This is a genomic window from Oleiphilus sp. HI0043 (genome assembly GCF_001634935.1).
In genome coordinates this window covers 22,848-44,927 of the sequence record NZ_LWEY01000002.1, presented here as the reverse complement: position 1 = coordinate 44,927, position 22,080 = coordinate 22,848, and the positions used below count along the sequence as shown (strand labels likewise).

The following is a 22,080-nucleotide window of genomic DNA, read 5'->3' as shown; positions in this document are numbered from 1 at the left end:
CCGGTTTTTTTATGCCTGAAGTTTAGCATCTCAAAGCAACACAAGATTATCACGATGAATAAGCTCAGCTTCATGGCAAAAGCCTAGAATCGATAAGATTTCGTCACTCGACTTACCTAGAATCCTCTTCGCATCTGGCGCATCATAATTTACTAAGCCTCGCGCAAATTCCCTGCCAGAACTATCTTTGCACGAGACCATATCACCACGCTTGAAACGACCACTTGCCGAAACAACCCCGACAGACAGTAAACTTTTACCACCACGCTCTAGCACTGCCACAGCCCCATCATCAAGCACCAAATTACCTGCTGTCTGGAGATGCCCTGCCAACCATTGCTTACGCGCAACTTGTCTTGAGGTTGAAGGCAGCATCATAGTACCCAAATCCTCTGCCGCTCTTAAGCGCAACAAAACACTTTCTATCTTGCCACCAACAATCACACTATAAGCACCGGAACGCGCCGCCAAACGGGCTGCTCGCACCTTGGTCGCCATTCCACCACGCCCTAGCGCACCTGCACCACCGGAAGCCATCTCCTCTAGCCGCTCATCTGAGGCCAATACCTGAGTCAACATTTGCGCATCAGCATTTCGACGCGGATCCTTATCAAACATCCCCGCCTGATCCGTTAAAATTATCAGGCCATCAGCCTCAACCAAGTTGGCAACCAAAGCCCCCAAGGTATCATTATCACCAAAACGAATCTCATCCGTCACAACCGTATCATTTTCGTTGATAATTGGAATGGCACCCAACTCAACAATTGAACGAACGGTACTTCTAGCATTCAAGTAGCGCTTGCGGTTAGACAGATCATCGTGCGTCAACAAGACTTGAGCTGTATGCAAGCCATGCTTTTGGAACTCTTCTTCATAGGCCTGAACCAAACCCATTTGCCCGACCGCAGCCGCAGCTTGCAGCAAGTGTAACTCCTGAGGACGCTCGCTCATCCCCAAGCGCGCCATACCTTCCGCCACAGATCCGGAAGACACTAAAATAATTTCAAGCCCCTGACGATGCAACTTAGACAACTGCGCCACCCAGTCACCGATAGACTCTCGAGCCAAGCCCTTACCATCATCAGTCAGCAATGCACTGCCGATTTTCACAACCCAACGGTTTGCACGACTTAGCTCAGCGCGCCCAGTACACTCAGTCATATTGATACAACCCTATCGCCCACCACAAAACCACTCACCACACTACTGAGCATATACCACTTCAACACCATCATCGTCATCGCCGTCATCAAAATCGTCATCCAGCTCCTCACCTGCCAGGCGCTTAGCCTTGCGAGCCGCCTTCAGAGCCTCTAGATTATCTCTAGCTTCCTGATGCATCTTATCCTTAATCAATTGCTCCTGCTCAGCTAAGGCTTCATCAGCTGCCTCAGCCGCATTCTTCTCATCAATCCATGTCATGATATCCCGACACAAGTTCGCTAGACCAGCAGACTTAATTGCCGACACCTGATAAACGGGCCCCGTCCAATTTAACGCTTCTACTAATTTCTCGCATATAGCCTTACGATCTTCTTCTGGCAATAAATCAAGCTTATTCAGAACCAGCCAGCGATCCCGGGAAGCCAAGGTAGGGCTAAACTTTTCCAACTCAGCCGCTATCGCCTGCACCACCTGAGCCGGATCTGAGCCATCGTAAGGCGCCATATCAACAACATGAAGCAACAGACGAGTTCTTACCAAATGCTTCAGAAAACGAACACCAAGGCCCGCTCCTTCTGCAGCACCCTCAATCAAGCCTGGAATATCAGCAACCACAAAACTCTTATGCTCTTCAACACGCACTACACCCAAATTAGGTACTAACGTTGTGAAGGGGTAATTAGCCACTTTAGGCTTAGCTGCAGAAATTGAACGAATCAGCGTAGACTTACCTGCATTAGGCATACCAAGCAAACCTACATCCGCCAACACCTTCAACTCCAAACGCAGGCTACGTGACTCACCTTCACTCCCTTTAGTTGTCTGACGGGGCGCTCTATTCACACTGGATTTGAAACGAGTGTTACCCAAACCATGAAAGCCACCTTGCGCCACGATGAGCTCTTGCCCGATCTCAGTCAAATCCCCTAGCACTTCTTCAGTGTCCGTGTCGATAACTGAAGTCCCTACCGGAACCTGAAGAAACAAACTCTCACCCTTTGCTCCAGTACAATTACGCCCGGCACCCTGCTCACCAGATTGAGCGCGATAATGCCTGACATAACGATAATCGACCAAAGTATTCAGCGACTCACTTGCCACCAGAATAACTGAACCGCCGTCTCCGCCATCTCCACCATCAGGCCCACCCTTCGGAATGTACTTCTCTCGACGAAAGCTCAAGCAACCGTTACCACCTTTACCAGCCTCTACTCCAATTGTCGCTTCATCAACAAACTTCATTGCACACCCCTTAGATTAGTACCCAACGACCAACATTTGACCCTATAAGGAAAATAAAGTCGATCAGCAAATAAATTGCAAAAAAAAAGCTCCGCACAGCGGAGCCTTTTCCAAATCCGTAACGACTGCTTACTCCGCAGCTTCAACCGTCACATATTTGCGGTTCAAAGGACCTTTTGTTACAAACTTCACAACACCACCAGATGTTGCAAACAATGTATGATCCTTACCACAACCAACATTATCGCCTGCGTGGAAACGTGTACCACGTTGACGCACAATAATGTTGCCTGCTTTAACTACTTCACCACCGAATCGCTTAACACCTAAACGTTTCGACTCCGAATCGCGACCGTTGCGGGTACTACCACCCGCCTTCTTATGAGCCATTATCCTACTCCTATTGTCTGTTCGTATCTAAACCGGTTTAATTGCTCCTGAGAGCGACCATAAACTCAGTGTTAGCCTTTAATTCCAGTAATTTTCACCTCAGTATACCACTGACGGTGACCCATTCTCTTCATGTGGTGCTTACGACGCTTGAACTTCAAGATACGTACCTTCTCGTGACGACCATGATCAACAACCTCAGCCGTTACTTTTGCACCCTCAACATTTGGCGCGCCAACTTTAACATCGTCGCCATTTGCAACAAGTAATACACGGTCAAATTCAACCGTCCCACCTGTTTCAACTTCAATTTTTTCCAGCTTTAACACTTCACCTTCGGTGACACGGTGCTGCTTACCACCGCTTACAATAACTGCGTACATTTGGTTTTCTCCAAATTTTTCATATCGCCTAACACACCTGAACTTCCGCTAATAATAAGCATTACCCAGATGAATCAAACTTACCAAGACCTATATATTGAGAACTAAATCTCCGGCCTCACTTTCTACCCGCATGTGTTACTTACGACCAATTTTCCCCAAACTGATATTTACAGTTTTTTGAAAAATCTGATCTCCAGTTTCTAAAGGAAGCTCTTTGGCAACCCTATCACTGAGAACACCCATGACTTTTAGGGCGCGCAATTGTATTTTATTCAACCAAGTGTTGCAAGCACATTCTAGCCAAAACAAGACTTTAATTATTGTATGGCGGATAGTAATTCTTGACAGACAAGCACAGCCCCCCTAGCATGTCAGCCAATTTTAGTCGGCTCTATTTTAAGATATTCAATATGCAAATTCAGGCAATCTACGACAGCGTTGAAAAAGACTTCAGTGAAGTAAACCAGTTTATCACTTCCCAGTTATCTTCAGATGTCCCCTTAGTAGAAAAAATTGCGCAATATATCGTCGAAAGCGGTGGTAAGCGTATGCGCCCCTTACTAGTCCTTCTTACCAGCAGAGCCTTAGGGGAAGCTAGTCAGGATCAATGCAAACTAGCCACTATTATCGAGTTTTTGCATACAGCCACATTATTACATGACGACGTTGTCGACACATCAAACATGCGCCGCGGGCGCTCTACTGCCAATGCCAAGTGGGGCAATGCTCCCAGCGTACTAGTCGGCGACTTTTTGTACTCGAGAGCTTTTCAAATGATGGTCGATATCGGCAGCGTTCCGGTTATGGAAGTGCTATCGAATGCAACCAATGTCATTGCCGAAGGGGAAGTTTTCCAGTTAATGAACTGCAAAAACCCTGACGTATCAGAAGAAGCCTATTTTGAAGTCATAAAAAATAAAACAGCAATGCTATTTGAGGCAGCGTCTCACTCTTCAGCTCTGCTTGCAAACGCAAGTACTGAGCAACAAGAAGCCTTAAAGGAATACGGCCTGCAGCTAGGCTTAGCATTCCAGCTGGTTGACGACATGCTGGATTACATTGGCGACGCCGAGACAATGGGCAAGAATGTCGGCGATGACCTGGCCGAGGGCAAACCAACCTTGCCGCTGATCTACACTATGAAAAACGGCAGTGAAGAAGAGCGAGTTCTAATTCGTAAAGCCATCCGTAATGGTGACGCAAGCCAGCTCGATGCAATCTGTATCGCTGTACAAAATAGTGGCGCGCTAGATTACACTAAAAAGCAGGCTGATCTAGCTTGTCAAAAAGCATGCGACTGCCTAGGTATTCTTCCAGGCAGCGTTTATAAAGAAGCACTTGCTGGGCTGGCAAAGCTTGCAGTCCAGAGAGACAAATAAGTTATTCCATCGCACAAAGCTTCGATATACTATAAACATTAAAAGTATAAACATGAGCCTGATGAATGCAGCAGCTGTCCGAACTTGATTCTTCGTTTTTATATCTGGAAACCGAACACACCCCTCTCCACGTAGGTGGTGTTTTCGTATTCCAGCGCCCTAAAGGCGACAACACACTTGATTTTGAGCACTTTCAACGTGTACTCCAGTCAAAACTCGGGAATGAACCATTCTTTCGTGAGCGCTTAGTCGAATACCCTCTCAATCTAGACCTACCCGTCTGGACTGACGACCCGGACTTTGACGCCGCCCGACATATCAGCCACGACAAATTAAGCCAGAAAGAAACGCTACTCAATAGCGCAGCCGACTTTTTTAGTGCGCCGCTCGACCGGACTCGCCCTCTTTGGGAAGCTAGATATATTGAGGATTTGCAAGTTGACCCAAGCAAAAGCTACGAGCAAGAACACTTCGCTCTTCTGCTGAAGGTTCACATCGCAGCTATTGACGGAGTAAGTGGTGAAGATATTCTAAGCCAGTTAGTTCATGTCAGCCCTGAAGTGACAAAACCTGAATCAGATCAAGACTGGACACCAACCCCTCTACCCGACACAGGTTCCTGGCTAGGAGCAGCCTATAACAACGTATTTAATATTCCGGCAAAACTCACTTTACTGGCAAAAGACACGGCTGCCTCGGCATTTTACTCCGTTATCACCGAGCGCCTTTCCTCTCTCAACCTTCCATCTAGTCTGATGAAGGTTGCCGACACACCAATGAATCAAAAGATCAGCAAGTCTCGTGCGATCGAGAATATAGAGATTCCTCTCAATCAAGTAAGGTCGATTAAGAAAGGCCTTGGCTCAGTCACAACAAATGACGTTGTCATGGGGATCTGCGCCGAAGCCATTGCCAGCTATCTTAGAGATATGGAAGCCGAGTCCGAATCAGACCTTATTGCGCTAGCACCGATATCTGTTCGCTCAACAAGCCTCGACGTTAAGTCCGGAAACCAGCTAGCCGCCACATTATTCTCACTTGCTAGCACAGAGCAGGACCCGATAAAGCGAATTTGCATGATTCACAAGGCAGCAACCTTGGAAAATCACTACGACTCAGCAATATCAGCCAGCCACTTGACCGAACTCGTTCCCTCTTGCATTGCGGGACTGTCTGCACGAGTTTATTCTGAGTTTCTACTGGCACAGAAACATAAGCCGATGTTCAATTTACCGATCATTAACATTCCTGGCCCTCAATTCCCGCTCTACTTTGAAAATGCAGAATTAACACAATTTATTAGCACTGCGCCTTTATTTGACGGTATTGGTTTAGCACTGATGATTGTGAGTTATAACGGCAATTACAGTGTCACCTGCACCTACAACCCTGAAGCACTGTCCCTTAAGCAACCCTTTGAAAAATACTTTCAGACAGCGATAGAAACGATTCTAAGTAGCGAAACAGAAATACCAGATTGCACCGATATTGATCTGAGTGAGCCAAATACAAACAAGACTGGTTTTATCGAAGATGTTGCCGGCTTAGTCAGCAACATCTTTTGCGTAGGAAAATAGCGGCAAGCTGTAGAGCCAGCTCTTCGACCTAAGCCGACTTAGCGCTTTTTTACTCCTGAAACGCCCAAACCAAAAAGGCTTTTCTATCTTCAGTGCTAGTCTTCCCCCAAAGCTCTTTCAGCGAGACCAGACTGGAAGCAGCTTCACTTTTTGACTCACTCAAGCCTGAGTCGGCGCCAGTCACCTTCCCGGATACGAAAACCTTCTGATTAGCCGAGCTCTTCTCGGTATAGGGGACTGAAACAGCAAGCTCCTGCCCCACCTTATCAACAAGCGATGCAGAGAAGTTTGAAGCCAAGCTACGAGCCTCTCTGATATTATCCGCTTCGGCATATACAAAGTTATATGACTCCCCTGCCAGAGCATTAAACTCGAGCATCACTAACTGTGACTCGGTTTTCTCTGACCTACTATTTCCATTTGTCTGAGGACCAGGCTTCGCCCAGATACTTTCGTACTTGAATACAAGCTGGTTAAGACCGGCTCTCAGGCCATATTTTGTTTCAATATTACTTAACAGATAAGTAGGAACCTCTCGCCCATTAACAGAAATCAGACTTATATTTTCTGGAGCAAGCACTACCGCTAACTGATCCTGAGGCAATATATTTCCTTCGTAGGTTTGCACCACCTTATTTGAAGCAGAACAAGCACTCAATAAAACTAAACTTAACACTAAACCTAAAAACTTTGGCCTTCTTAAGCCTTGAAAAAATCGATACATAAACGCCTCTAAGTGGAAGAATAACTGACAGCATTGTGCCTCCAAGCACACCTCTTGGCAACAAATTGATTTTTCGGGAATTTGTTATACAGTTAAGTAAAATAACAACAACGACAAGTATTAATTGGAGGATACACCAATGAATGAACAAGCCGATCTTTCACACCGCACAGGCGAACAAGGGGAAATACCTTTTCGCAGCAGTCGCTTTTTCAGTGTTGGTAATAAGTGGTACTTTTCTACTCGTGAAGGCTTCGATAGCGGGCCTTATGCAAATAAAGAAAGAGCCCGGGATAGCCTGCAAAGCTTTTTAAAAATCATCAACAAACTGCCAACTCCCTATACCAAAGAAACAGCCCATTAAAGCATTCTGCAAAGTGAACTAGCGCATTAAGAAATAATGCGCTAGAAATCGAAGTTCAGAACAAGCCCGGTAAGCTAAAATAGAGAACTTGCAGAATCACTAGAGCAAAAAGGCCAGCAATCACATCATCAATCATGATACCGCTACCACCATGGATATGCTGATCCAGATATTTAATCGGCTGCGGTTTCCAAATGTCAAAAACCCGAAACAGAATGAAGCCTAGTACAATAGGCAACCAGCCTTTCGGCGCGCCTATCATTGCTATCCAATAGCCAACAAACTCGTCCCAAACAATTCCGCCATGATCATGAACACCCAAGGCTTTGGAAGCTTTAGCACACAGCCAACAGCCAACAACAAAGCTCAGCACAATAACCACCAAGTACCACTCTAAGGCTAAATGCTGCAGCCATAAATAAGGAACAATCGCCATTAATGTTCCTGCTGTCCCGGGTGCCTTCGGTGCACAACCACTACCAAAACCAAAAGCAGCAAAGTGTGCCGGATTCTTTAAAAAACCTTGCGGTAACTTACTCAAAATGCTGAAACCCCTTTCTCTCTATTTCGACTTCCTGCTCACCAGAAAAGACCTTAACACCAAAACTCTTGGGCTCAACCCGCCCTATTCTAGTGAAAGCACTCGCCTCAGCCTTCGACTCCAATACCTGCCAACCTTCCTCAGGGATCGTAAAAAGTAACTCGTAGTCATCTCCTGCAGTCAGTGCCAGTAGCGCAGCTCTATCTTTAGAAAATTCACGCAATTCTTTCGACAAGGGCAAGGCGTCCAGGTCAATCCTTAGGCCACATGAAGAAGACTCAGCAATATGCCCTGCATCAGCTAGCAAACCATCCGAGATATCAATACAAGCACTCGCGTAGGGGGTGATCAATAAGCCCTCTGCAAATCTTGGCGTGGGAGCATAGTATCGACCCAGGAGGTATTCCTCAACGCCACTAAGCGCACTCTTATCCAGCAGGTCTAGCGCAGCACCCGCATCACCCAAGCACCCTGTCACAACCAACACCTCGCCTTCTGTAGCACCACTACGACGTAGCGCTTTGTCTTGAGCTGTAAAACCATGCACCTGAATACCAATAGTTAATGGCCCTCGCGTTGTATCTCCGCCCAAGAGGCTCAATTGATAACGCTCCGCCATATACTTGAGCCCCCTTGAAAAGCCTTCAAGCCAATCCGGGTCAGAATCAGGAAGCGTCAAAGACAAGGTAAAGAATGCTGGTGACGCCCCCATTGCAGCCAAATCACTCAATGACGCAGACATTGCTCGGATAGCCAATTGTTGCGGCGGTGCCGACTTGGGAAAGTGCCGCCCCTCAACCATAGTATCAAGTGAGAAGCACAGAGACTTATTCGCAGGAGGGTTAATGACAGCACAATCGTCACCTATACCCTGGTTAACGAGCTGCTTATCGATAGGCCCCACTCCTTCAAAATACCGTTTAATTATTTGGAATTCAGAAGGAGCAGATGGCATCGGATCAACTAAGTTGCTATAACACTAAGAGGGTTTATGACGTGTTTCAGCCGCGCGCAAACGCAAGGCGAGCTTATCAAGAATACTATTCACATACTTGTGGCCATCAGTACCACCGAATGACTTAGCCAGTTCAACAGCCTCATTAATAACCACACGGTAAGGCACATCAATGCGGTGCTTAAATTCAAAGACACCCATACGCAGAACATTCATCTCTACCGGGTCAACATCCACAATTGCGCGATCCAGAAAAGGCTCAATTGCCTGATCCAATTCTGTCACTTCTTTAGGTATACCGCTAAAGACTTCACGAAAGTAAGCCGAGTCGATACGATCAAAGTCATGATCGGTACGAAACTCTGCTTCTACCTGAGCAATACTGGAGCCGGAAATTTGCCACTGATATAGCGCCTGAAGAACCAACTTTCGAGCCTTCTTACGCTGTGCCGTTCCAGTTTTCTTTACAGGCTGACCGCCTGCGGCAGGGTTAGATTCGCTCACTTAAATACCTGACTGTTTAAATAGTTGAACCATCTCTAGAACTGACATCGCAGCTTCTTCACCTTTGTTACCCGCTTTGGTGCCGGCACGTTCAATCGCCTGCTCAATGGTGTCCACCGTCAGAACGCCAAAGGCAACAGGAATACCTGTATCCAATGATACGGCACCCAAACCTTTCACACACTCTCCAGCAACATACTCGAAGTGAGGCGTACCGCCTCTGATCACCGCTCCTAAAGCAACCACTGCGTCATACTTTTTAGTTTCAGCAACACGTTTCACGGCTAAAGGCATTTCAAATGCGCCAGGAATGCGGAATATCTCGATATCACTCTCATCAATACCGTGACGTACCAAAGAATCCACCGCACCTTCTAGCAAGCTTTCTACCACAAAGGAGTTCCATCGTGTCACGATAATCGCAAACTTTGCACCCGTCGTATCTCTAAAATCACCTTCATAGGTTTTAATATTTCGCATAAGACCTTTCTCTTTAGTATGTTACCGTTCTTAAAATTCGTTTCGTTTTATTTCAATAGCCACTTCATCAAGAAGCTGTATATGGAATAAATTCAACCACTTCCAAATCGAAACCTGAAATAGCTGAAAACTTAACAGGTGGATTCAATAGGCGCATTTTTGTCACGCCTAAATCACGCAAGATCTGAGAGCCTGTGCCCACTGTCAAATACGCCCCCGTTCCTGTCTGCGAAGGTGCTGGCTTGTTCACAAAAAATCCTGCCAAGCGTTCTTCCAAGTCAACAGCCGGGCCACCTAAAACTACTAAGGCGCCAGCGCCTTCTTCATTGATTCGCTCTAACGAATGCTGCATAGACCAACTCTGCGATCCTGGCACTTTAACACCTAAACTATCACGCAGGATATCAGGAGACTGAACCCGAATAACCGGCGCATCCACCTTTGATAAATCACCTCTTACAAACGCCATGTGAACATGACCTTGCAAGGTATCTTTATAAGTAATCAGATCAAATGTGCCATGCTCGGTCTCAACCTGATTCTCTTCTTGCTTAACAACGGTCTGCTCATTCAACGCCCGATAGTGAATCATGTCGGCGATTGTGCCAATCTTCAAATCATGCTCTTTTGCGAAGACTTCAAGATCAGGACGACGAGCCATAGTACCGTCTTCATTCATAATTTCGACTATAACTGAAGCCGCCTCAAAACCTGCCATACGAGCCAGATCGCAACCTGCTTCAGTATGCCCTGCTCGGCTTAATACACCACCAGGCTGCGCCACAATTGGAAACACATGGCCAGGCTGAACAATTTCACTTGGCTTAGTGTTACGTCCTACAGCTGTACGAATAGTGTGCGCACGATCAGCCGCTGAAATACCTGTTGTCACACCCGAAGCCGCTTCAATAGACACAGTAAAGTTAGTTGAAAACTGAGCATTGTTTGCGTGAGCCATCGGCGGTAAGCCGAAGAAGTCTGCCCGCTCTGCCGACATCGTCATACAGATCAAGCCTCTCGCATGTGTCGCCATAAAGTTAATATCTTCCGGACGAACCTGTTCAGCCGCAATCACTAGATCGCCCTCGTTCTCACGATCTTCATCATCCATCAATATAACCATTTTGCCTTGACGGATATCTTCAACTAATTCTTCTACGGTGTTGAGCTCCATTGAGCCTCCCCAGTGTTATTCATCTTAAAAGGCAGCGATATCGAAGGTGAAACGCTGCCTATTATTTAATACAGTGTAAAAGGTTTATCTTAAAAAACCATTTTGTGCCAGAAAGGCCTTATCCAAGTTGCCTTCCGTTTTCTGTTCAGTGACATCAGAAGAGCCTACCTGTAATAGGCGCTCAGCATAACGAGCCATCAAATCAACCTCTATATGAACTGATTGGCCAACCTGATAAGCGTCGATAGTCGTTTCGCCTGCCGTGTGTGGCACAATATTCAGCGAAAAGCCTTCTGCTAACAGCCCGGTTACCGTGAGGCTAACCCCATCAACCGTTACCGAGCCTTTGTTTGCAATATAGCGGCGAATTTCTTCTGGACTACGAATATCAAAACGAATCGAGCGTCCATCCTGCTTTCTGGCAAGCACTTGACCCACACCATCAACATGACCACTTACCAAATGGCCACCTAAACGTGTCGATAAAGTCAGCGCTTTCTCTAAATTAACCTTCGTACCCGCTTGAAACTCTTTGAGATTAGTATGCACCAAGGACTCTGCCGATACGTCTGCAGTAAACCCTTTTGAGTTCAAAGTTACTACCGTTAAGCATACGCCATTTACCGCAATACTATCGCCTAGCTTTACGTCCGACAGATCCAAATTGCCTGTCGAAATAGTTAAAACAAGGTCTCGCCCTTTTGATTCTGATCGCTCGATCACACCAAGCGCTTCAATAATTCCTGTAAACATCGCTTATCCAATCCTTTACGCTAGCGAGAGCCTGACACTTCAGCCGGCATATAAATCATTCGAATGTCCTGACCAACCAGCCTCAAGTCTTTTAAGTCCAGATCAATACTCTCAGACATTTTATCTAAACCAAGTTCAGCAAGCGGTCGAGCTTTACTTCCTAATAATTTTGGCGCCATGTAAACCAAGAGTTCGTCCCACAAACCCTGTTCAATAATGCTTCCCGCTAACAAGGCTCCAGCCTCTAGTAACACCTCATTGCACTGAAGCTCAGCTAATTTGGACATCACTTCTTGCAGCTCACTATGCGCATCATTTGAACTTGATGCAGAAGACAAGCGAAGCACATCAACAAAACCAAGCTGAGACACCTCCTGCGCTTCCTGGCTTAGCTCACTGGCCTCTGAAACACACCACAATATAGGCGTTTCCTGTTCTAATAGTCGAGCAGTCTTAGGCAAGCGAGCCTGACGATCAAGAATGACACGCAAAGGCTGAATTTTTTCAATTTCTCGGGACCATTCAGGATCAAGACCCAGTTCACTAGCTCTAACCGTTAGGGCTGCATCATCATGAAGAATGGTACCAATGCCACTAATAATAGCAGAGCTTCGGGCACGCAAACGCTGTACGTCAGAACGTGCAGCCGGGCCAGTTATCCACTGACTTTCCCCGGACTCCATGGCGGTACGACCATCAACACTGGTCGCCATTTTAATCCGAAGATAAGGCAAACCAGTTTCCATTCGCTTAATAAAGCCTTGATTAAGTGCCCGCGCCTCAGCTTCCATCAAGCCATAGCGTACTTTTATTCCCGCATCCTCCAGAAGTTTAAAGCCTCGACCTGACACCTCAGGATTCGGATCCAGCATCGCAGCAACCACCTCAGATACTTGAGCATCAATTAAGGCTTTAGCACAGGGAGGTGTTCGACCAAAGTGGCTGCAGGGTTCCAAAGTAACGTAAGCTGTCGAACCTTGCGCGAGTCCTCCCGCTTCAGCGAGGGCGTTTACCTCTGCATGCCCTGTTCCGGCCTTCTTATGCCAACCACGCCCCACAATTTGACCGCCCCTCACCAAGACACAACCTACCCGTGGGTTTGGCTGGGTTGTATACACCCCTTTATTGGCCAAGCGCAAAGCTTCAGCCATATAGTGAGCGTCATCTATTGAGAAAGCACTAAGCGTCATTTTTGGTATTCTCAGAACGAGCTAGCCGATCAACTTCTTCCTTAAATTCATTGATATCCTGGAAACTACGATAGACAGAGGCAAAACGAACATAAGCCACCTCATCCAGGCGACGCAGCTCTTTCATCACTTCTTCACCAATAGCAATCGCTTTTAGCTCTCTCTCGCCTGTTGCTCTCAATCGGGCCTTAATGTTATTGATCGCGCTTTCAATCGCCTCAATACTGACGGGGCGCTTTTCCAAAGCCTTGGTGAAGCCTCTGTTGAGCTTGTCCTCATCAAAAGGTTGACGAGTGCCATCCTGCTTAACCACTCTCGGCATCACCAGCTCAGCAGTTTCAAAGGTAGTAAAGCGTTCTTTACAAGACAGGCATTCACGGCGACGGCGAACCTGGCCGCCATCGGCAACCAGTCGAGAGTCGATAACTTTTGTATCCGTCGCACTACAGAAAGGACAATGCATCAAAAAACCTTTTGATTCAGAAGAAAGGCCAATTCAGAGCAGCAAGCCAACTAAACCACTAACAGCTGGCAGGCCAAAGGTGCAGAAATGAGGAAACGCCTCATCACCGCACCGGGTTAACTATTTATGCGTATACTGGGAAGCGAGCACAAAGGTCGATAACGTCCTTCTTAACACTTTCAATAGCAGTCGTATCTTCAGCATCTTTAACCAAAGCGTCAATTACGTCACACATCCAGCCCGCTAGTTGCTGACACTCGGCAGCCTTAAAGCCACGACGGGTTACCGCTGGCGTACCGATACGCAAGCCACTGGTCACAAAAGGTGAGCGTGGGTCGTTAGGTACTGCATTTTTATTCACTGTAATATTCGCTTTGCCTAGTGCAGCGTCAGCATCTTTACCCGTGATATCTTTGCTGATCAAATCTAGCAGGAACAAGTGATCGTCAGTGCCATTTGATACCACATCAAAGCCACGCTCCTGGAAAACTGCAACCATCGCCTTGGCATTCTCAACAACTTGAGACTGGTAAGACTTGTACTCATCTGACATAGCTTCTTTAAAGCACACCGCTTTAGCAGCTATTACATGCATCAAAGGGCCGCCCTGGCTTTCAGGGAATACAGCAAAGTTTAATTTCTTCTCTAGCGCTTCATTTGCCTTCGCCAGAATGATACCGCCACGGGGACCACCCAAGGTTTTGTGAGTAGTAGACGTTACTACATCAGCGATGCCAACTGGGCTAGGATAAACACCCGCCGCAACCAAACCGGCAATATGCGCCATGTCTACGAATAAGAATGCACCGACTTCATCAGCAATATCACGAAAACGCTGCCAATCAACAATACGAGAGTAGGCAGAAAAACCTGCAACAATCATCTTTGGCTTATGTTCACGAGCAAGCGCTTCAACCTGATCGTAGTCGATTTCACCCGTTTGCTCATTCAAACCGTACTGCACGGCGTTATAGATACGACCGGAAAAGCTTACTGACGCACCATGCGTCAAGTGACCGCCGTGAGCCAAGCTCATTCCCAATACCGTATCGCCGGGAGAGCAAAGCGCCATATAAACAGCAGCATTGGCTTGCGAACCTGAATGAGGTTGAACGTTTGCGTAGTCAGCACCAAACAACTCTTTAGCACGATCAATCGCTAGCTGCTCAACCACGTCAACATGCTCACAACCACCGTAGTAACGCTTACCCGGATAGCCTTCAGCATACTTATTCGTTAATGCAGAACCTTGAGCCTCCATCACTCGAGGGCTGGTGTAGTTTTCTGATGCAATCAGTTCAATGTGTTCTTCTTGACGCGTTGCTTCAGCAGTAATTGCATTTGCTATTTCATCATCAAAGCCAGCTATAGTCATATCACGAGTAAACATTCATCGCCTCTATCATTCAGGAAAAAATAAGCCTCAAAACGGTCATTCCCTAGTCATTCTTCAACTCTTGTAATGAGCCATATAGAGTGAACAGAATTTGATCGTTCAAAAAAGCGCCATTTTATACGATTATTGTGTGAACTTCATCAATCATTTTTGTCGAAAATAATGTAACACAAACACTAAGCTGACTAAGCCAACAGCGCCCGCAACAACAAAGGTAGAAAAATACCCCAACATGCCAGCCAAGAGACCTCCCAGAGCCGCCGCCAAACCAGAGACCAAGACTTGAATACTGGCCTGAACGGTAAAGTCTGCACCTTCATGTCCGGAACGACATTGCGCCATCATCAGCGAGAAAAGGGCTACTGTAGACATGCCGTCGACTGCTTGCTCGAATATACTTAGACCATAGACCCCAAGAATCCCAACCCAGTGCAGGTCCACTAGCGTATAGAGAGCAATTCCCACAGCCTGGGCCAAGCCAGCAATAAGCATCATATTCTTTGCCCCCAGACGAAGGTATAAATACCCGCCTAAAGCAGCCCCCAGCAAACCCGCAATAGAAGACCATAAAGTGATCGTTGCCAAGTCCCCTAGCGAGAAGCCACTATCGATCAGCAAGGGCTTGATCATTACCGAGCCTAAGGAGTCTGCCAGTTTATAGGTGATTAACACCAATACCCAAGCAAGCATATTTGAACGCTTAAAAAAGCCCTTATAGACAGTTAGAGGCAATGCCCTAGCCATGCCTTTATCAGCAACACCTGCATCAAAGTTATTGGTCACCTTTGGGTAAACAGGGATAGCTCCAGTGAAGATTGGCAACATTAGTAGAACTAACAACAAGGCCATAAGCTGCATACTCAGACTCCAACCAAAGTGGTCTATCCCTAGTAACAAGCCGCTACCACTTAAAATCATTCCCAACTTAAAACCTGTTACCTGGACACTGTTTCCGATTCCCCTGAAACGCTCTGCTAGAACTTTCACAGCCAAACCGTCGGTTGCAATATCCTGAGTCGCGGCCGAGGTATTCACCAGTAGAATTCCGATGAGAAAAATAACAATCAAGGGGCCAAACAAGCTTTCATAGTTAGACATAGAAGCTAATAAGAGCAATCCGACAAGCAATAACTGCATCGCTACTATCCAGGTTCGATGCACGCCTATACGAGCCCAACCGATACGATCAACATAGGGAGCCCAAATAAACTTTAAAGCCCATGGCAAGGCAAGGAGTTTGATCAGTCCGATATATTCCAGCGACACGCCCTGGTCTCGCATAATGGCCGGAAAAGCATGAGCTAGCACTCCCGAAGGAAGGCCTTGAGAAAAGTACAGCGCAAACAGGACGGCTAGGCTGGCGACGGGCACGTTATATTCTCCTAAATCATCGATCTTGACGAGCAGCTCTTGCCATCAGCGTACTGACAAAGAAGCTCAAATGCGGGCAAAACTATCATCCAAGCGACCTACTTCACAAGCCCATATTTTTGTCTAAATCGTCATTTTTGCTTCACAAAACTGTCACACCCAAAAGCTAGCCTGAGCTCCAAATAAGGTGAGATGCAAAACAGTAAACATTTCGAAACTTTATCGATGCCAGTTAGGAGACACACTATGCAAGCACATGAATCTCAGAACCCGAGCACTTTTGAGCAAGAAAATTCTCTGGAAGCCATCCATGTAGACTTTATGGATATCGCTCACGAACTTCATCAAAAGCAAAGCGAATCAAAGAAAAAAGATCGTGCAAAGCGCCGCTCCCAAGCAAGAAGAGCAATTGAAGATCATCAGGAGAAAAAGCGTTTAGAGGCAGAGCTTAAAGAGTGGTGGGACGATTTATAACGTTCGTTTTGGCCCAATAGCTAGGCGCTACAGGATTACCAAGTCGCCCTCGTTACCTTGGTCCTCAACTGGTCGACGGCCTTCAGTTAAATAAAGAGCATCGTTGTGGAAGTCTACGTATAGGTGGCAGTCCATCACGCTATCGGTTATTTCACTGCTAATGGAAAAGTGACGAACAATCTCTTCACCATCGCAGTGAAAGTGTTTCATATCTGACTTACTCATCACCTCGGGCAAACCGATAGCCAACCGACAATTATGCTGCACCAAGCTATTTTTTATTCTACCTAGAAAACGGTTGGCCAATTCACAATTCCAATCTTCTTGAAAACTTGGGTCACCAATTCTATCTACATCAACTATCGGCATAGTTTACGCTAATAGTAAACGCGGTGTTTTTAATAGCAAAGAAATTGTCAGGTCTTCAGAGCCTGCCGTAATATACGAAGCCATCACTTCTCGGGAATATGAACTTCTATCCGTTACTTCTATTTGACAGCCCAAGCTTTCAAACTGCTTAACACAAGCTGCATCAAATATTTCGGTAATCAGCGCTTTTGCTTGTTCGCTCATAATTCATCTAAACCCAATTTGGCTAGTTGCACCCAAAAAACAAAAGCATACCAAGACTATCCATTTGTTCAGTGTAACCAAAGCATAGCGACTTTCCTATTATTTGCATACTGACGTGAACTTGAAGACATTTCTACTATACTTCTTTAATGCCATCGCACCACGTCACCATATTTCGGAAGTTTGAATGACGTCTCCCAAAAAACTGACTATTGGGCTATTTTTTCTCTGCACTCTACCTTTTTTACCTAATATGCTAGGAATTGACTTTGGCGCTGCGCCGACAAAAGTCGATATAGTGACAACACAAAGCTCGATGCTGGAAGCGCTGCAGGGAGCTATCCTACATACCATTCTCGAATGGAGCGCAATTTCTATTGCCTGTATCGGCGCTATCTTTGCGTTTGTTCATTACTACTATCATCGTAATATTACACTCCCTATCATGGGGCTTGCATTGCTCTCGGCAGCATCGATCGACATTTTTCATACCTTGGCATCAGCAAGAGTGATCGATGCTCAAGCCCAGAACACTGATTTTATTCCTTTTACCTGGGCGCTTTCCCGCCTTTTCAATGCTTCAATCATGACCGTCGGGGCGGCACTAAGCTTATGGGCTTTGCATCACAGCAATAACCCCCCCTGTACAAGCATCTAAAGCTACTTCCTTTAGCGATAGTTTTTTTGTTGGTTCGGCCTTCGTAAGTGTTTATCTAGCCTCGGTGAGCGAAAACCTACCGCAAACCACTTTCCCTGGCGAATTGATAAGCCGCCCCTATGACATCCTTCCACTAGCGACATACTTATTAGCCGCCACATTGTTCTGGACCTGGTTTCAGAAAGAACGCGACCCCGTCAGCCTGGCGTTTTTATTAAGCTGCATTCCAGAGTGCCTAACCCAACTGCATGTGGCATTCGGCTCTACGCAACTTTTCGATAACCATTTCAATATCGCTCATATACTGAAAATTGTTGCTTACCTTTCTATGCTAGCAGGCATAACTCGCAGCCTAATTTTCAACACCGCCACCTCATCAACAGATAGCGGCCCCCGCGAAACACCCCCTCTTACACATCAACATATCAGAACTTCAAAAACTGAACGTGCGAAGCGCCCTATAAGTCTACTAATCCCCTCAGTTACATTCTCTTTAACACTCATTGTCGGCACCATCATCAGTATTTCTGTGTATCTGGATCATATCGCCCAAATAAAGAAAAAGAACCTACAGGAGCTTGAGCACGAAGCTGAGATGCTTGAGTCGAGCTATCAATCCATATTTCAAAGAAGTGCCCAAGACTTAGTTTCCCTGGGCAAGCACTATGCCATTCAAGCCTATGTGCAAGGAGGCATCACTGAGTCTGAGCCAGTCAATCGCACTCTCGAACACTACTTGCTTTTAAATCCAGGCGTAGTAAATATCAAGCTAGTCGCCAAAAGACCGGACAGTGTAATTGGCTGGGAAGTTCTTTATACAAGCCACAAGGCTGACAGCAAGAGCGGAGAGGAAAGCTCAGACACCTTTCTAACAAGAGACCTAGCTACACTGAAGCAAAGTGGCAAGTTAAAATCGGGGGAGATTTACTTTTCTGATATCTACCTAAGTCCAGATCTAGTTGAGCTGGAAACAGAAAAGGTCTTTTCAAGCGTTTCAAACGCGTTATTCAAGGTTCTGGACGATACAGCCAGCTATGTATTAATCGCAACGCTTAAGCCAATGGCTATTATCTCTGGTTTGCCTCGCTACAATAGCAATAGACAGTTCTATATCAGTGACGCTGAAGGTGAATATCTTTATCAGGAAAGCTCTTCAGATAATAGTTCATCATCACATGATAAAAACTTACTTAGAGATTTCCCCGAGCTCACTCAGCACTTTCAGTCAGGCACCAACAAGCTGACGTTTACGCAGTTAAAAGACAGTACCAATACTAAATACTCTGCGTATTACAAAGTATTAAAAGGTGGTGCGACTTATGGCAGCCCACAACTCCATATTCTACTATCATCCTCACATCAACAGCTTGCATTAGCTCTGGAAGGAACTCGCAACAAAAGCCTGCTTATAGGTTTATCGCTAGCTTTAGTTGCCTTAACGGCTGCCATTTTAATCTCTCGCAGAATTACCCGCCCTCTCTCGAGATTGACTGAAACACTCGAACGCTATGAGCAAACAGGCGAAATTGACTACCTACCCGTGAACGAGAATAACGAAGTAGGTATTTTTGCCAGAAGCTTTCATAAAGCCCTACAGAATATTGACGCCTCAATAAATGAACTAAATGAGCAGAAATATGCCTTGGACCAGGCTTCCATTGTCTCTATCACAAATATAAGAGGAGACATCACTTATGTGAATGACAAATTCGTCGAAGTAAGCGGATACGAGCGTGAAGAGCTGCTAGGCCAAAATCATCGAATTCTTAACTCTGGCTATCATGACAAAGCCTTCTTCGGCCAACTTTATAAAACAGCTGCTAAAGGCAGCGTATGGCGAGGCGAAGTCTACAACAAAGATAAACATGGTCAGAATTACTGGATTAGCAGCACTGTCATTGCCATTAAAGATATGAACGGCAAACCACAAAGTTATGTTGCCATTAGCTCGAACATTACTGGGAAAAAAGCAGCCGAAAGCGAACTCATTACTGCAAAAGAAAATGCTGAACAAGCTGCAATTACGAAAAGCGAATTCCTCGCAAGCATGAGCCACGAGATCAGGACACCGATGAATGGCGTTCTGGGCATGCTGGGACTTCTGCTTAACTCCAAGCTTGATACTCAACAAAGGCACCGGGCTGAAATAGCGCAAAATAGCGCACAGTCGCTACTTACACTAATCAACGACATTTTAGACTTTTCTAAAATAGAAGCAGGCAAACTAGACTTGGAGCACCTTCTATTTAACCCGAGAAAGTTAATTGGCGATCTTGCAGAGTCTCTTGCCCAGCAAGCTCAACTACAAGAGCTAGAACTGATCGTCGACTTAAGAGGGTTAACCCTGTCAAAAGCAGTAGGAGACCCCGGCAGGATCCGCCAAGTCGTTACCAATCTTGTCAACAATGCAATCAAATTCACCAGCCAAGGTGAAGTCGTTATTTCTGCTCGGCTTACGGAGCTAAACGCAAATCTGCTTCAACTAGACATCGATGTGACTGATACAGGTATAGGAATCCCGCCTGAAAAAGCCGACTCGCTGTTTGAAGCCTTTAATCAGGCTGACGCATCAACTACCAGACAGTTCGGCGGCACAGGTTTAGGACTGAGCATTGCCAAGAACCTATGCTTACTGATGGGCGGCACCATTTCCGTTAAGAGCATTCCAGGAGAAGGCAGCAATTTTTCGAGCTCAATGTTGCTGAAGACTAGCGATCAAGCTGAGTTAGTCAAACCGACAATAGATATAAGCCAACTAGAGATTCTGATCGTTGATGATAACACGACTAACCTAGAGGTACTCCGAGGTCAGCTTGACCTATGGGGAGCTAAAGCCATTGAAGCGAGCTCTGGCTCCGAAGCACTAGAACTATGCCAGCAACGATATAATGACGAAAGCAAGAGGCCTTTCGATATCGCCCTGTTAGACATGCAAATGCCAGAAATGGACGGAGCAGAGCTGGGGCGAAAACTTAGTCACGACGAACGTTTTCAGTCGATGAAACTTGTTATGATGACCTCAATGACCTATCAGGGAGGTGCACAGGAAATGGCCGATATTGGCTTCGATGCTTATTTCCCAAAACCTGCGACTACCTCTGACCTATTTGATGCGTTAAGTATTTTGGCGGATGACGGTCAAGCACTACAACAAGCTCAACCTCTGATCACCTCTGAAAGCATTAAGACCTACTCTACGAAGGATTCGAGACAAATAAAATGGCCAGAAGGTACCCGTTTATTGATCCTGGAGGATAATTATATTAACCAAATGGTAGCCCTCAGCACGTTAAAAAACATTGGCCTACACGCGGATGTCGCTGGCAATGGCCTGGAAGCAATTAGCAGTTTGATACAAACCACCGCCAATACCCCACACACTTTAATCCTTATGGATTGTCAAATGCCCGAAATGGACGGCTATGAAGCCACTCGAGCTATTCGCGATGGCAAAGCTGGACAGTTCTACACCGACATTCCGATCATTGCGATGACAGCCAATGCAATGCAAGGAGATAAAGAAAAGTGCTTGGCTGCCGGTATGAACGCCTATCTAAGCAAACCAATTTATAACGACGCACCAATTTCTACACTCATTAGTTATGTGTGTAACAACAAACCTGAATATGAAGACGCACCTATGCCTCAAGATGATACAAGCACCAAACCCAACGCTACTGCTTCAACTAGCGAGCAAGATACCCCTACCCACTGGAACCCTGACGGTCTAAGAGAGAGAATCTACAATAACGATGATTTATTCTCTGCATTGCTGAATAGCTTCCTTAGTGACAGCCCGAAGCACTCTGAAGATATTCTAAAGGCCTGTAACGAATTAGATCTAAAAGCGCTTAAAGCCATTTCACACCTTCTCAAAGGTGTCTGCGGGCAACTTTGCGCCGACAAGCTCCAAAGTCTCTGCGCTGCCATTGAACAGGTTTCTCTAAGACCTATCGAGCAAGTAGATAAGCACGAACTTGAAGGACTTCATGTAGAGTTCACAACAGAGTTAAGCTTGCTCGAACAATCATTTACTGAAGCACTCGACCAAAGTACTGCATCGACCAGCGACGAATCAGATGAAACACTCTCTAATGACGAGTTTATAAACCAACTAAACACGCTTCAAAACAAGCTTGAACAATCAGATTATATCGACCCAGACAGTTTAAGCCTCCTTAAAACAGCCTTCCCCGATAGGCAGGAAATCCAAAATTTGGTCATAAAACTCGTTGAAGAAATCAATTTATTTGACAATACGGCAGCATCAACGACACTTAAAGAGATATTGGCTCTGATTCAGACCTCATAACCAGACT

General features: G+C 46.0%; 23 protein-coding genes. 6 read left to right on the top strand and 17 right to left on the bottom strand.

Annotation, left to right across the window (positions count from 1 at the left end; all coding sequences use genetic code 11):
• Window positions 1-30: 30 nt before the first annotated feature.
• From proB to rplU, 4 genes are all read right to left on the bottom strand, one after another.
• On the bottom strand, window positions 31-1,164 hold the full coding sequence (gene proB / locus A3729_RS00320; protein ID WP_068554938.1) for a glutamate 5-kinase: 1,134 nt from the start codon (window positions 1,162-1,164) through the stop codon (window positions 31-33).
• A gap of 42 nt (window positions 1,165-1,206) precedes the next feature.
• Entirely contained in the window at window positions 1,207-2,409 is a 1,203-nt protein-coding gene (gene cgtA / locus A3729_RS00315; protein ID WP_068511679.1) for an Obg family GTPase CgtA, read from the bottom strand.
• Window positions 2,410-2,538: 129 nt separating this feature from the next.
• Window positions 2,539-2,799 carry a 50S ribosomal protein L27 gene (gene rpmA / locus A3729_RS00310; RefSeq protein WP_068509869.1) on the bottom strand — a complete coding sequence of 87 codons (261 nt, stop codon included), beginning with the start codon at window positions 2,797-2,799 and terminating at the stop codon, window positions 2,539-2,541.
• A 71-nt stretch (window positions 2,800-2,870) separates the two neighbouring features.
• Entirely contained in the window at window positions 2,871-3,182 is a 312-nt protein-coding gene (gene rplU, locus A3729_RS00305; protein ID WP_068509871.1) for a 50S ribosomal protein L21, read from the bottom strand.
• A gap of 413 nt (window positions 3,183-3,595) precedes the next feature.
• On the opposite strand from rplU, the gene ispB reads away from it, so the two are divergent.
• Both ispB and A3729_RS00295 read left to right on the top strand, forming a co-directional pair.
• Window positions 3,596-4,564 carry an octaprenyl diphosphate synthase gene (ispB, locus tag A3729_RS00300; RefSeq protein ID WP_068632939.1) on the top strand — a complete coding sequence of 323 codons (969 nt, stop codon included), beginning with the start codon at window positions 3,596-3,598 and terminating at the stop codon, window positions 4,562-4,564.
• 65 nt (window positions 4,565-4,629) lie between these two features.
• A complete protein-coding gene (locus A3729_RS00295) occupies window positions 4,630-6,141 on the top strand; it encodes a wax ester/triacylglycerol synthase family O-acyltransferase (protein ID WP_068567565.1) in 1,512 nt (503 codons plus the stop codon).
• Between the two features lie 49 nt (window positions 6,142-6,190).
• On the opposite strand, the gene A3729_RS00290 is transcribed toward A3729_RS00295, so the two are convergent.
• On the bottom strand, window positions 6,191-6,865 hold the full coding sequence (locus tag A3729_RS00290; protein WP_068511384.1) for a DUF2057 family protein: 675 nt from the start codon (window positions 6,863-6,865) through the stop codon (window positions 6,191-6,193).
• A gap of 139 nt (window positions 6,866-7,004) precedes the next feature.
• Here A3729_RS00290 and A3729_RS00285 point away from each other — a divergent pair, with 139 nt between their 5' ends.
• Window positions 7,005-7,229: a DUF6316 family protein gene (locus A3729_RS00285; RefSeq protein WP_068632937.1), complete on the top strand. Its 225-nt coding sequence runs from the start codon at window positions 7,005-7,007 to the stop codon at window positions 7,227-7,229.
• A gap of 55 nt (window positions 7,230-7,284) precedes the next feature.
• Here A3729_RS00285 and A3729_RS00280 read toward each other — a convergent pair whose 3' ends face one another.
• The 10 genes from A3729_RS00280 to A3729_RS00235 all read right to left on the bottom strand — a co-directional run bounded on the left by A3729_RS00280 (window position 7,285) and on the right by A3729_RS00235 (window position 16,056).
• Complete coding sequence (locus A3729_RS00280) at window positions 7,285-7,770, bottom strand: phosphatidylglycerophosphatase A (protein WP_068511380.1); 486 nt, start codon at window positions 7,768-7,770, stop codon at window positions 7,285-7,287.
• Window positions 7,763-8,725, bottom strand: coding sequence for a thiamine-phosphate kinase (gene thiL, locus A3729_RS00275; protein ID WP_068511379.1), 963 nt, complete (start codon window positions 8,723-8,725; stop codon window positions 7,763-7,765). Before thiL ends, A3729_RS00280 begins: the two co-directional genes overlap by 8 nt.
• 24 nt (window positions 8,726-8,749) lie before the next feature.
• Window positions 8,750-9,229 carry a transcription antitermination factor NusB gene (gene nusB, locus A3729_RS00270; protein ID WP_068511377.1) on the bottom strand — a complete coding sequence of 160 codons (480 nt, stop codon included), beginning with the start codon at window positions 9,227-9,229 and terminating at the stop codon, window positions 8,750-8,752.
• Complete coding sequence (gene ribE, locus A3729_RS00265) at window positions 9,230-9,709, bottom strand: 6,7-dimethyl-8-ribityllumazine synthase (protein ID WP_068511375.1); 480 nt, start codon at window positions 9,707-9,709, stop codon at window positions 9,230-9,232.
• A 67-nt stretch (window positions 9,710-9,776) separates the two neighbouring features.
• Window positions 9,777-10,883 carry a bifunctional 3,4-dihydroxy-2-butanone-4-phosphate synthase/GTP cyclohydrolase II gene (gene ribBA, locus A3729_RS00260; protein WP_068511373.1) on the bottom strand — a complete coding sequence of 369 codons (1,107 nt, stop codon included), beginning with the start codon at window positions 10,881-10,883 and terminating at the stop codon, window positions 9,777-9,779.
• Window positions 10,884-10,967: 84 nt separating this feature from the next.
• Window positions 10,968-11,636, bottom strand: a complete 669-nt coding sequence (locus A3729_RS00255) for a riboflavin synthase (RefSeq protein WP_068511372.1) — start codon at window positions 11,634-11,636, stop codon at window positions 10,968-10,970.
• Window positions 11,637-11,656: 20 nt separating this feature from the next.
• The gene (gene ribD / locus A3729_RS00250) at window positions 11,657-12,826 is read right to left on the bottom strand and encodes a bifunctional diaminohydroxyphosphoribosylaminopyrimidine deaminase/5-amino-6-(5-phosphoribosylamino)uracil reductase RibD (protein WP_068511370.1); all 1,170 of its coding nucleotides are present in this window, start codon (window positions 12,824-12,826) and stop codon (window positions 11,657-11,659) included.
• Window positions 12,816-13,289 (bottom strand): transcriptional regulator NrdR, encoded by a 474-nt coding sequence (gene nrdR, locus A3729_RS00245; RefSeq protein ID WP_068509328.1) that lies wholly within the window; start codon window positions 13,287-13,289, stop codon window positions 12,816-12,818. The genes ribD and nrdR overlap by 11 nt, the downstream gene beginning before the upstream one ends.
• Window positions 13,290-13,413: 124 nt before the next feature.
• Complete coding sequence (gene glyA, locus A3729_RS00240; RefSeq protein WP_068511369.1) at window positions 13,414-14,679, bottom strand: serine hydroxymethyltransferase; 1,266 nt, start codon at window positions 14,677-14,679, stop codon at window positions 13,414-13,416.
• Window positions 14,680-14,829: 150 nt separating this feature from the next.
• A complete protein-coding gene (locus A3729_RS00235; protein ID WP_068511367.1) occupies window positions 14,830-16,056 on the bottom strand; it encodes an MFS transporter in 1,227 nt (408 codons plus the stop codon).
• Between the two features lie 246 nt (window positions 16,057-16,302).
• Here A3729_RS00235 and A3729_RS00230 point away from each other — a divergent pair, with 246 nt between their 5' ends.
• Entirely contained in the window at window positions 16,303-16,530 is a 228-nt protein-coding gene (locus A3729_RS00230; protein ID WP_068511365.1) for a PA3496 family putative envelope integrity protein, read from the top strand.
• A gap of 27 nt (window positions 16,531-16,557) precedes the next feature.
• On the opposite strand, the gene A3729_RS00225 is transcribed toward A3729_RS00230, so the two are convergent.
• Window positions 16,558-16,899, bottom strand: a complete 342-nt coding sequence (locus A3729_RS00225; protein WP_068511364.1) for a hypothetical protein — start codon at window positions 16,897-16,899, stop codon at window positions 16,558-16,560.
• Window positions 16,900-16,902: 3 nt separating this feature from the next.
• Window positions 16,903-17,103 carry a hypothetical protein gene (locus tag A3729_RS00220; RefSeq protein ID WP_068511361.1) on the bottom strand — a complete coding sequence of 67 codons (201 nt, stop codon included), beginning with the start codon at window positions 17,101-17,103 and terminating at the stop codon, window positions 16,903-16,905.
• A gap of 187 nt (window positions 17,104-17,290) precedes the next feature.
• Here A3729_RS00220 and A3729_RS00215 point away from each other — a divergent pair, with 187 nt between their 5' ends.
• Window positions 17,291-17,761, top strand: coding sequence for an MASE3 domain-containing protein (locus A3729_RS00215; protein ID WP_068632935.1), 471 nt, complete (start codon window positions 17,291-17,293; stop codon window positions 17,759-17,761).
• Between the two features lie 64 nt (window positions 17,762-17,825).
• Complete coding sequence (locus A3729_RS00210; RefSeq protein ID WP_068632932.1) at window positions 17,826-22,073, top strand: response regulator; 4,248 nt, start codon at window positions 17,826-17,828, stop codon at window positions 22,071-22,073.
• Window positions 22,074-22,080 lie beyond the last annotated feature (7 nt).

Excerpts from the sequence above, each read along its gene's own strand:
- proB (WP_068554938.1), bottom strand. The coding sequence starts at position 1,164 with ATGACTGAGTGTACTGGGCGCGCTGAGCTAAGTCGTGCAAACCGTTGG.
- cgtA (WP_068511679.1), bottom strand. The coding sequence starts at position 2,409 with ATGAAGTTTGTTGATGAAGCGACAATTGGAGTAGAGGCTGGTAAAGGT.
- rpmA (WP_068509869.1), bottom strand. The coding sequence starts at position 2,799 with ATGGCTCATAAGAAGGCGGGTGGTAGTACCCGCAACGGTCGCGATTCG.
- rplU (WP_068509871.1), bottom strand. The coding sequence starts at position 3,182 with ATGTACGCAGTTATTGTAAGCGGTGGTAAGCAGCACCGTGTCACCGAA.
- ispB (WP_068632939.1), top strand. The coding sequence starts at position 3,596 with ATGCAAATTCAGGCAATCTACGACAGCGTTGAAAAAGACTTCAGTGAA.
- A3729_RS00295 (WP_068567565.1), top strand. The coding sequence starts at position 4,630 with ATGCAGCAGCTGTCCGAACTTGATTCTTCGTTTTTATATCTGGAAACC.
- A3729_RS00290 (WP_068511384.1), bottom strand. The coding sequence starts at position 6,865 with ATGTATCGATTTTTTCAAGGCTTAAGAAGGCCAAAGTTTTTAGGTTTA.
- A3729_RS00285 (WP_068632937.1), top strand. The coding sequence starts at position 7,005 with ATGAATGAACAAGCCGATCTTTCACACCGCACAGGCGAACAAGGGGAA.
- thiL (WP_068511379.1), bottom strand. The coding sequence starts at position 8,725 with ATGCCATCTGCTCCTTCTGAATTCCAAATAATTAAACGGTATTTTGAA.
- ribE (WP_068511375.1), bottom strand. The coding sequence starts at position 9,709 with ATGCGAAATATTAAAACCTATGAAGGTGATTTTAGAGATACGACGGGT.
- ribBA (WP_068511373.1), bottom strand. The coding sequence starts at position 10,883 with ATGGAGCTCAACACCGTAGAAGAATTAGTTGAAGATATCCGTCAAGGC.
- A3729_RS00255 (WP_068511372.1), bottom strand. The coding sequence starts at position 11,636 with ATGTTTACAGGAATTATTGAAGCGCTTGGTGTGATCGAGCGATCAGAA.
- ribD (WP_068511370.1), bottom strand. The coding sequence starts at position 12,826 with ATGACGCTTAGTGCTTTCTCAATAGATGACGCTCACTATATGGCTGAA.
- nrdR (WP_068509328.1), bottom strand. The coding sequence starts at position 13,289 with ATGCATTGTCCTTTCTGTAGTGCGACGGATACAAAAGTTATCGACTCT.
- glyA (WP_068511369.1), bottom strand. The coding sequence starts at position 14,679 with ATGTTTACTCGTGATATGACTATAGCTGGCTTTGATGATGAAATAGCA.
- A3729_RS00230 (WP_068511365.1), top strand. The coding sequence starts at position 16,303 with ATGCAAGCACATGAATCTCAGAACCCGAGCACTTTTGAGCAAGAAAAT.
- A3729_RS00225 (WP_068511364.1), bottom strand. The coding sequence starts at position 16,899 with ATGCCGATAGTTGATGTAGATAGAATTGGTGACCCAAGTTTTCAAGAA.
- A3729_RS00220 (WP_068511361.1), bottom strand. The coding sequence starts at position 17,103 with ATGAGCGAACAAGCAAAAGCGCTGATTACCGAAATATTTGATGCAGCT.
- A3729_RS00215 (WP_068632935.1), top strand. The coding sequence starts at position 17,291 with ATGACGTCTCCCAAAAAACTGACTATTGGGCTATTTTTTCTCTGCACT.